The sequence below is a fragment of the Rubripirellula obstinata genome (assembly GCF_001642955.1).
GTDB classification, from domain to species: domain Bacteria; phylum Planctomycetota; class Planctomycetia; order Pirellulales; family Pirellulaceae; genus Rubripirellula; species Rubripirellula obstinata.
In genome coordinates this window covers 1-9304 of sequence record NZ_LWSK01000172.1, presented here as the reverse complement: position 1 = coordinate 9304, position 9304 = coordinate 1, and the positions used below count along the sequence as shown (strand labels likewise).

General features: G+C 53.8%; 7 protein-coding genes. 4 read left to right on the top strand and 3 right to left on the bottom strand.

The window, feature by feature from the left end:
• Positions 1 to 200: 200 nt before the first annotated feature.
• Both mtnA and RC85_RS23725 read right to left on the bottom strand, forming a co-directional pair.
• Positions 201 to 1232 carry an S-methyl-5-thioribose-1-phosphate isomerase gene (mtnA, locus tag RC85_RS23730; RefSeq protein ID WP_068267230.1) on the bottom strand — a complete coding sequence of 344 codons (1032 nt, stop codon included), beginning with the start codon at positions 1230 to 1232 and terminating at the stop codon, positions 201 to 203.
• Positions 1233 to 1235: 3 nt separating this feature from the next.
• Positions 1236 to 2246, bottom strand: a complete 1011-nt coding sequence (locus tag RC85_RS23725) for a DUF1559 domain-containing protein (protein ID WP_068267229.1) — start codon at positions 2244 to 2246, stop codon at positions 1236 to 1238.
• A gap of 112 nt (positions 2247 to 2358) precedes the next feature.
• On the opposite strand from RC85_RS23725, the gene RC85_RS23720 reads away from it, so the two are divergent.
• On the top strand, positions 2359 to 2595 hold the full coding sequence (locus RC85_RS23720) for a hypothetical protein (protein WP_068267228.1): 237 nt from the start codon (positions 2359 to 2361) through the stop codon (positions 2593 to 2595).
• A 473-nt stretch (positions 2596 to 3068) separates the two neighbouring features.
• Here the strand turns inward: RC85_RS23720 and RC85_RS28320 are convergent, their stop codons facing one another.
• Positions 3069 to 3515: a hypothetical protein gene (locus RC85_RS28320; RefSeq protein ID WP_068267227.1), complete on the bottom strand. Its 447-nt coding sequence runs from the start codon at positions 3513 to 3515 to the stop codon at positions 3069 to 3071.
• A 603-nt stretch (positions 3516 to 4118) separates the two neighbouring features.
• On the opposite strand from RC85_RS28320, the gene ectB reads away from it, so the two are divergent.
• From ectB to RC85_RS23700, 3 genes are read left to right on the top strand one after another with little or no spacing between them, the layout of a single operon-like run.
• Positions 4119 to 5537 carry a diaminobutyrate--2-oxoglutarate transaminase gene (gene ectB / locus RC85_RS23710; protein ID WP_068267226.1) on the top strand — a complete coding sequence of 473 codons (1419 nt, stop codon included), beginning with the start codon at positions 4119 to 4121 and terminating at the stop codon, positions 5535 to 5537.
• On the top strand, positions 5534 to 8182 hold the full coding sequence (locus tag RC85_RS23705) for an amino acid adenylation domain-containing protein (RefSeq protein ID WP_068267225.1): 2649 nt from the start codon (positions 5534 to 5536) through the stop codon (positions 8180 to 8182). Before ectB ends, RC85_RS23705 begins: the two co-directional genes overlap by 4 nt.
• Positions 8179 to 9054 (top strand): serine aminopeptidase domain-containing protein, encoded by an 876-nt coding sequence (locus RC85_RS23700; RefSeq protein WP_149752977.1) that lies wholly within the window; start codon positions 8179 to 8181, stop codon positions 9052 to 9054. Before RC85_RS23705 ends, RC85_RS23700 begins: the two co-directional genes overlap by 4 nt.
• Positions 9055 to 9304: the final 250 nt, after the last annotated feature.

The following is a 9304-nucleotide window of genomic DNA, read 5'->3' as shown; positions in this document are numbered from 1 at the left end:
CCCAATTTGCTGCGTTGCAATGATTTTCATCGGGCCAGGCGATGCCCAACGCGGTGACGGGTTTCTAAATTGTTTAACCGCGTGGGCATCGCCCCGCGCGTCGTGCATCCCCGAACGCGCGGGGCGATGCCCAACGCGGCTAAACGAACTAACACGTGTTTGCCGGGACCAAAACTCTTCACGGCGATGCCCAACGCGGTTTAACGAAGAAGCAATTCTGCAATGCGATTCGCGTTCGGGGAATCGATGTTGCCCTGTTCGGTGATGATCGCGGTGATCAATTCGGCGGGCGTAACATCGAAGGCTGGGTTCACGACCGACGCTTCGTCGGGAACCATTTTGATGCCGCCGGGACTTGCAACTTCTTCGCGAGCCCGTTGTTCGATTGGAATCAAGTCACCGCTCGCCAATGCAAAGTCGAACGTACTTGAAGGTGCTGCGACGTAGAACGGTACCTGGTGGTGCTTGGCTAACACGGCCAGCGGATAGGTGCCAATCTTGTTTGCCGCGTCTCCGTTGGCTGCGATCCGATCAGCACCAACGATCACAGCATCAATGGTGCCCGTTTGCAGCAACGATCCGGCCATCGAATCGGTCAGCACCGTCACGGGAACTCCGGACCTGGCTAGTTCCCATGCCGTTAGTCGAGCACCTTGCATCAGTGGACGAGTTTCGTCAGCGAAGACTTCGATCGCGGCACCGCTGCGATGCAAATGATAAATCGGGGCAAGTGCTGTTCCCCATTTGGAAGTCGCCAATCCGCCGGCATTGCAATGCGTTAAGACTCGCTGGCATCCCGTCAACAGCGTCGCGCCGTGACGACCGATCGCTTCGCCCATTTGAATGTCTTCTTCGTGAATCAACCTCGCTTCCGCGATCAGTTGATCTTTCAAGCTTTCGCTATCGGTGTTTGCGTCAACGATTGCCTTCATGCGATCGAGCGCCCAGAACAGATTTACTGCCGTGGGACGGCTGGTGGCCAGAGACTCAATCGCTTCCAGATAATTGTTTGCCGATGCGTTTTTTGTTGCGTTTTTTGATGCGTTGCCAGCGAGACAGACCCCATAGGCGGCTGCGATTCCGATCGCAGGCGCACCTCGCACGACCAGCCGCGAAATTGCGTCATGGACTTGGTCCACGGTCGTGCAGACTAAATCCACTAATTCGAGTGGAAGTTTCGTCTGGTCGATCAGGTGCAACGCATCGTTATCGAATCGAAGTGGTTCGATCATGGATTAAAACTTGTTTGCCTCGATGACTTCTTTGTTGGCCCGCGTCGTGAGCGCGTGATAGACTTTCATGTCGATCGAGTCGGTAATCATGTGAACTGAACCGTCGGAGAGAATAAACTGGGCTCCACCGACGTGATAGCTGCCGAAATCCTCGAAGTGACCGCTGACGTGATTGGGGCTGTGGTCCGACGCGCCGATAATTCGTGCGGCTGCTTCGTTGGCGTCATGGATGACCCCATGCCAAATTGATCCGCCCAAACGGCTGTTGCGTTCGCCCACCATTAACGTGTTGCTTAGCCCGTCCAGGATGTCGCGGAATCGATGGCGACTGTTGCCGTAAAACAGGCCGTTGCCTCTGTAAAGGTCATCGTGAATGTCAGAGGTTCCGTAGACGCCGACGTAGTTGCTCTTCGCAACCTGGAACAACGCCTCACCAAGATCCACGTTGACACCATCTTCGTGGTCATGTTCATGGGCATGATCGTCGTCATCATGGTCGTCATCATCACCGTCGTGATGATCATCGTCATCGTCGTGTTCATCGTGCTCTTCGCCTTCGGCAATCGCATAGATCGGCGTCAGCACATCGCTTGGGCAAATGTAGGTTGAAATCGGCGTCACGCGAATCTGTTCATGGATGTCTTCTTCGATTGGCACGCTGAAGTTGATTTGCTCGTAAGCGGCTGATTCTTCGATGTTCGGCAAGATCGCAGCAGCCCATCCCCAGCCGGGTTCGTGATGATCAACTTCGCTGGCGATCCAGCCGCTTGGCAGTTGGTTGAAACTGTAATGGTAATTGTGTAATCCGATGCCGACGTTGTGCAGGTTGTTTTGGCAAGACATGCGCCGTGCGGCTTCCCGTGCCGCTTGGACTGCCGGTAGCAGCAGTCCGACCAGGACACCGATGATGGCAATCACGACCAGCAATTCGACAAGCGTGAACCCAGTCTTGTTCTGGTTGTGGGTTGTCGTTTGATAGGCGCAATTTTTGCGCGCGAAGATAAATGAAAACATTGGAACAGTGTCCGAAAGAAAGCGATGTTTGTTTGATAAAAACCTAGTGGCTGGCAATCAAACGTCGCTGGGCGGACCCCGAGGACAAGTAACCCCAAGACGGGGCGAACGTGTGTCCGAAATTGATTTCACGATCGAATTGAGTTGTACATTCGATCCGGTCGATACGACGGCGCCAACAATCGAATCACTCACCAACGACTGCGAAACGCAGATCGAACAAAGCCCGTCACAACTGCTTGCTTGGCCAGCATGGAATCCTGACAGTTGCGAATTCAGGCTCTTGTCAGGTGACGCCTTCGCCGCCGGTGGCTGCTTCACCTCGCTGGCTGAACAGCAACAAGATTGATGGGCTACATGTTCGGTTGAAGCATGGGAGGACTCGCTGCTTTGATCAGGTTCGTTGCCAAGATCTGGCACCGATGAATAGCACGCGATGGGATTCTGTGCATCGACGTGAACGTGGAAGTGTGCCGACGGAACGATCCACCCACCAATCAGGTAGGCGATCAACGCGATACGGCAGGTCCAAGGTCTCACTAAGAGATACTTTTTAGAGTCAAACAATTCAAAAGGTTCCGAGACCTTTCACAAGGACTCTTCTGCCTGTTGCCGCATGTTACAACGGGCGACAGTAAAAAACGATGCAGTCGCCAAGACTAATCCGATGTCTCGGCGACCGCATACGCCATTGTCTCCTTATTTGAACCGTTCATGTCAGTCTTTCTTCCTGGAATTTGAATTGATTTCCTATCGATTCCCAGGTGATCGCCTGAAACAGTCGATCACCCTGCCTAATCCCTCGTGTCAGAAGCCCCCGTGTCAGAAACCACGACGATAGTTCCGGTTGTAGTGTCCGGGGAAGTAACCGAGGTGCTTCCCGCGAGGCACAATCACGGATCGTTGGAAGTTGAACTGGTTACCAATCGGGTGAATGGTCCGGTACGCTTGGAAGTTCGATCGATACAGCGGTGCTCCGTAGTGGAAGTTCGGTCGAAAACTTCGACGCGAGTTAAATCCGCGGTTGAAGTTGTTGAACCCAGGATGAAAACCCCGGTTGAACCCTGGGTGAAAACCTCGATTGAACCCCGGGTGAAAGCCCCGGTTAAAACCGCGGCCGCCGAAGCTGCTGACCCCGAATCCGCCGCCGAATCCGCCGATTTGCAACCCAAATCCCTGGGATTTTGCCTGCGGAGCGTCGGTGGCAAGCAGTAGGCCAATTGCGAGCACGGGAATCCCAAGCATTCGCCATTTGATCTGTGAAAACATCATTTTGGACTCCAATAGTCTGTGGGTGCGGTGCCGACGCCAAGAGCGATCCGCGAAGTGCGGGTCATACTCCATTTGCGAGCGTCACCTCCTTGATAAAGCACTTGCGGTGCCAGAATTCCCCACACGAGCGCGACAGATGCGATCGGAATCGAAAAACCCCGTGAAACACATGTAAAACACCGAGTCTTTAGAAAAGACGATTTGCTGCCAATGCGTTTCAGGAAAGCGAATCCACTGCAAATCAGTGTCGTCGAAGTGATGTCATTTTGAGGTCAAGATGAGACTGATCTGCAAAAAAACAACCGGTTTGCGTCTGGTCCTTGGGTGGGCCATCGGTGGGGCAATGTTCCAACGGCCGAGAAGCCTTTTGTCGTTAGATTCGACACTTCCTGCGTGATCGTCCAGGTCGGCCACCCTTCAAGCTCCGTTTCACAGATGCAAATTTGCACTGTTTCAGAGCGAATCTAGCTTTCAACGTGGGCTTCCGTTGATCATATGAATTGATTGATCAGAAAGATTGATCAGAAGGATTGATTGATTTGAAGGATCGACGCTTTGCCTGAGGTAATTTCCAAATCGTCTGCGAATGGTAAGACAACGATGACGGACACAAATGATGCGAAGGCAACTGATTCCAACCTGCGAACCTCGGGCGATCCCCTAGAAAGGATCGAATCGGGAGTGCGCGGCTATGCGAAACTCTTCCCAGCAGTTTTCGATCGTGCGGTGGGTTCGACTCTGACATCCGAAGACGGCCGGCAATGGATCGACTTCTTTTGCGGTGCCGGATCGCTGAACTATGGGCACAACAATCCTGCCGCGAAGCAGGCGTTGTTGGATTACATCAGCCGCGACGGAATCCAGCACTCGTTGGACACGGTTACGGCAGCAAAGGTCGAATTTGTTGAAACCTTCGAAGAGCTAATCCTGCGTCCTCGCGGTTTGGACTATCGAATCCAGTTCACCGGACCAACAGGAACCAACGCCGTCGAAGCAGCGATCAAGCTGGCCAAGCAAAAGACGTCGCGGTCTCATGTCATCGCGTTCACCAACGCCTACCACGGTCATTCACTCGGGTCGCTTGCGCTAACGGGCAATCGTTTTTACCACAGCGAGTTTTATGGTTCGCGAAACAACGTGACGCACTTGCCGTATGACGGCTACTCGGTCGGTGTCGATTCGGCGCGTCTGTTGGCCAAGATGCTAGAAGATTCCAGCAGCGGCATCCCGATTCCTGCTGCGATTATTCTGGAAACCGTTCAGGGCGAAGGTGGCGTCAACGTTGCCAGCGACCAGTGGCTTTGCGAAATCGCATCGATCTGTCGGCACCATGGCATCGTGCTAGTCATCGATGATATCCAAGTGGGCAACGGACGCACCGGCAAGTTCTTTAGCTTTGAACATGCAGGAATCAAGCCAGACGTTGTTTGCTTGTCGAAATCGATCGGTGGTGGACTGCCGATGTCGATTGTTTTGATTGATCCGGAAATGGACGTTTGGAAACCCGGCCAACACACCGGTACTTTCCGAGGAAACAACTTGGCGTTCGTCGCCGCCGCGGCCGTTTTGAAAAACTGGGCTGACCCAAACTTTGAATCAGAAATCCAGAACCGCAGCGAAGTCATTCAAACCAAACTGAGCAGCATTCAAGATCGATACAGCCATCACGAATTTGACGTGCGTGGACGTGGAATGATCTGGGGATTAGATGTCGCCGATGGCACGCTTGCACGAACAGTCATTGACGACTGTTTCGCAAACGGATTGCTGATGGAAGCGTCCGGTGCCGAAGATCAAGTGCTGAAAATTATGCCAGCACTGACGATTCCAACTGCCTTGCTGAAGCACGGTCTCGACATTTTTGGGCAGGCAATTGACCGGGCAATCGACCGGGCAATCAATAACAATGCAGACGCCAAGGACAGCTCGACGTCCAACGCTTCTCCAGCGATGCCGAGCTTAGAGTGGCCAGCGGACGTCACTGGAATCCCAATGCCGGGAAGCATGACTAGCCAATGACCTCCATTCCCGAAACCGCCTGCGATCGAACCACTGTTATCGATTGGTGGAGGCAGCAATGTGATCAGTGCAGTGATCGCGTTGCGGTCGTCACGGAAGATCAAAGCTGGACCTACCAAGACATCGATCATTTGGTGAATCGATTCGCAAACCAATTGCATCAACTTGGTTGTGGAAAGGGTTCGCATGTTGGTTTGTGCGTTGATCGCAGTGCCGAGGCCATCGCCGCGATGCTGGGCGTGATGAAGATCGGTGCCGCTTTTGTGCCGCTTGATCCCGAATATCCAACGGATCGTTTGGCGTCGATGGTGGAAGACGCCGAGATCGACGTCATCATCGGTCATTCGCGATACGAAACCGAATTGGGTACGCCACTTTGGGACGCTCGTTCATCGACCGGTAGCTGGATCGATTGCGAATCCGTGATGTCAGGTGAAAACCTTGCCTCCGAAACGACGCGAGAATTCCTGAAAACAAGTCCGAGTGAAGCCGACTTGGCCTACTTGATGTACACCTCCGGTTCAACGGGTAGACCCAAGGGTGTCGAGATTTCGCACCGGGCGTTGGTGGCCTACTGCATCGCCGACATCGAGTGTTACAAGTTAACGGCGGATGACCGAACGCTTCAGTTTTCGACGCTTTGCTTTGACATCGCGATCGAGGAAATTTTTCCGCCGCTGTTGTCCGGTGGAGCGGTTGTCATTCGGCCGCGCGGTCGATCTGAGCATCGCAATGAGTTGTCTTCGTTGATCAAGCGTTTTGACATCACCGCGGTCCACTTAGCGACGGCATACTGGCACAGTTGGGTTGACTTGATGGTTGCCGCTGGTGACCGAGTTCCCGCGTCCCTGCGTCTGGTGATTGCGACGGGCGAGAAAGTTTCTGTCGCCCATTATCGGCGATGGCAATCGATCGCCGACCACGAAATGCTGTGGTGCAACGCCTACGGTCCGACCGAAGCCACCGTGACGGCCACGGTGTACGTTCCCGATCAAGCGTTCAACCAAGACAATTCGGCCGGCAACATGCCGATCGGAAAGCCTTTGCCTGGGTACTCCGCTTTTATCCTGGACAAGGATTTCAACGTTCTTACTGCTGGCGAAACCGGCGAGCTTTGTATCGGCGGGCCTGCGCTGGCGTGCGGATACCACAAACGACCCGAACTGACTCAACAAGCATTCATCAACGTGCAGATCGACGGGCGTGAAGAACGCTTGTACCGCACCGGTGACCTGGCGCGTTGGCTGCCCGATGGCAACATTGATTTTGGCGGACGATTCGATCATCAAATCAAACTCGGATCCTACCGAATCGAACCAGGCGAAATTGAAGTGGTCATTGACGAGATCGAGGGCGTCAACGAATCGCTGGTTTCGTATGACGAAGTCGATGGAAAGAAGTTTTTAGTTGCCTACGTTTCCGTCGGGTCTGGCAAAGACGTCTCCGCAACCTATTTGGCAAACAGTCTGCGTCAAACCTTGCCTGCGTACATGATTCCTGCTCGCTACGTGATGATGGAATCATTTCCGAAAACGATTAACGGCAAGATCGATCGCGATTCCCTGCCCAGCCCCGATCAGGGCGACGTTCCGCACGATGCCAACCATGTTCCACCACGTGATTCGCTTGAACAGCGTTTGGCGGATTTGTGGAAAGAGGTTCTGCATCTTCCGGAGATTGGTGTCCACGATGACTTCTTTTTGCTTGGCGGAAGTTCGTTGCTGGTCACTCAGGTGATCACGCGCTTGACGACCGATCTGTCGGTGGATTTACCGGTTCGCGATTTCTTCGCCAACCCAACCATCGCAACTTCTGCTCGTCAAATACGAAAGCTGATTTCGTTCGATGACGATGCGAACGCAGAGGCAAACTTGTCCAGTGAACTGGAGGACGCGATGCGGATTCGCGCTCGTCTTCCAGAAGTCAGTCCGACGTTCTTCCCAAGTGGTGACTACGAACTTTTTTCGGTTCACTATCGACCGGTCAATGCCCAGCCAATCGGTGCTGTCGTGCTGGCCCCGTCGATCGGCCACGAATACACACGCGCCTATCGCAACCTTCAGCAATTGGCGGTTCAACTTTGCCAAGTGGGTTTTGAAGTCCTGCGTTTTGACTACGCAGGCACCGGCAATTCCGATGGCGATTGCAGCGAACTGAACGCCAAGCTGATGGAGCAAAACTTGATCGACGCGAGAGATTTTCTCGCGAAGCAAACTGGAATCAATCACGTCGCCGTAGTGGGTTTGCGATTGGGGGCGACGGTAGCCTCGCAAGTATCGCCTGGCACTTTTTCGCAAACCGTGCTGTGGGATCCGGTCGAATCAGGAGAAGAATTCTTAGATTTAGTCGATCAATTTCACGACCAAGAACTGCAGGGGCTGACGCGATACAACCAAGTGCGAGTTGGAGACCCTGGCATTGATCAAGCCTACGGATATCGAATGAGCGAAGCGAAACGCAGTAGCATTGCCGCGTTAGATTTGCGTCACTGCGTCGAACATGATCTCGTTTCAACCGACGACGAAATCTTTTGGGAAGATTCCCGGTACAACGAAGCCGCATTCTCATCGCCGAGCAGTTTTGCAGCGATCGAACGGCTATTAGTTAGCGATTTGGAAAACCGCAAAGATGGAGCTTCACGATGATTCAACTTGCACCTGCAAAAAATGACGCCATCCTATTTGGGCAGCACAAAAATCTGGTTGGAATCTGGACTGAGGCCGCCGATGATGCGGTGGCCGATCATTCGGTGGTCGATGAAGCCAAAGCCACCACGGCTGTGATCATGGTTACCGCTGGGATGATCCATCACAGCGGACCGTTTCGTTTGCACGTCGAACTTGCAAACCAGTTGCGGCACCACGGAATTCCCTCGCTGCGTTTCGATCTTTCTGGAATTGGCGAAAGCCTGGGCATCGGATCGGGCGGCAGTTCGCTTGATCGTGCGGCCGACGAAATCGGGCAAGCGATCGACTGCATTGCAAACCGTTACGGAATTGAAAAAGTGATCCTGTTCGGCTTGTGCAGCGGAGCGGACGATTCCGTTCACACTGCATTGATGGACGACCGAGTCAGCGGCGTCGTTGCGATGGACGGATGTGGATATCGCACACGCCAGTACTACTGGCATCGGTTTGCCGGGCACTATTTGCCAAGGTTGGTGAGGATTAGCAAGTGGAGCAGTCTGCTGCGACGATTTTCCAGCCGCGAAGATGACTCACCAAAATCCTTGCAGTTGGGTGACGACATTCGCGAATTCCCATCACGGGATCTCGCTCAATCGCAACTAATGCAACTGGCGGATCGATCAGTCCGAATGCACTTCATCTACACCAGCGGCGTCGGCGATTACTACAACCACGCTGGTCAGTTTGATGCGATGTTCCCGTCGCTTTGCGAAGCAGATCAGATCACGCACTGTTACTTTAGCGACATGGACCACGTTGCCTTTCTTTGCGAAGACCGCGCGAAGCTAGTTCGACACATCAGCGACAACGTCTGCCAGATGTTGCATTGACGATTCCTACGCGACGCCGCAAACTGGTTCTAAATTGTTTAACCGCGTGGGCATCGCCCCGCGCGTCCACCCGGAACGAAACGCGCGGGGCGATGCCCAACGTCGTGAAGGGTTTGGGTCCCGGAAAACACGTGTTAGGAACGTACGACTTTTTATAGTCGCGTTTCGCTCGGGACGTCGCATCAGTTCCAGCGTGTTAGGCCCGGAGGGCCGGCAGCTCCCTGCCGGGTGCGCGAGCACCCGGATGGCT

What these genes read in the sequence shown, in the direction of transcription:
- mtnA (WP_068267230.1), bottom strand. Translation starts at nt 1,232, where the DNA reads ATGATCGAACCACTTCGATTCGATAACGATGCGTTGCACCTGATCGAC.
- RC85_RS23700 (WP_149752977.1), top strand. Translation starts at nt 8,179, where the DNA reads ATGATTCAACTTGCACCTGCAAAAAATGACGCCATCCTATTTGGGCAG.
- RC85_RS23705 (WP_068267225.1), top strand. Translation starts at nt 5,534, where the DNA reads ATGACCTCCATTCCCGAAACCGCCTGCGATCGAACCACTGTTATCGAT.
- RC85_RS23725 (WP_068267229.1), bottom strand. Translation starts at nt 2,246, where the DNA reads ATGTTTTCATTTATCTTCGCGCGCAAAAATTGCGCCTATCAAACGACA.
- ectB (WP_068267226.1), top strand. Translation starts at nt 4,119, where the DNA reads ATGACGGACACAAATGATGCGAAGGCAACTGATTCCAACCTGCGAACC.
- RC85_RS28320 (WP_068267227.1), bottom strand. Translation starts at nt 3,515, where the DNA reads ATGTTTTCACAGATCAAATGGCGAATGCTTGGGATTCCCGTGCTCGCA.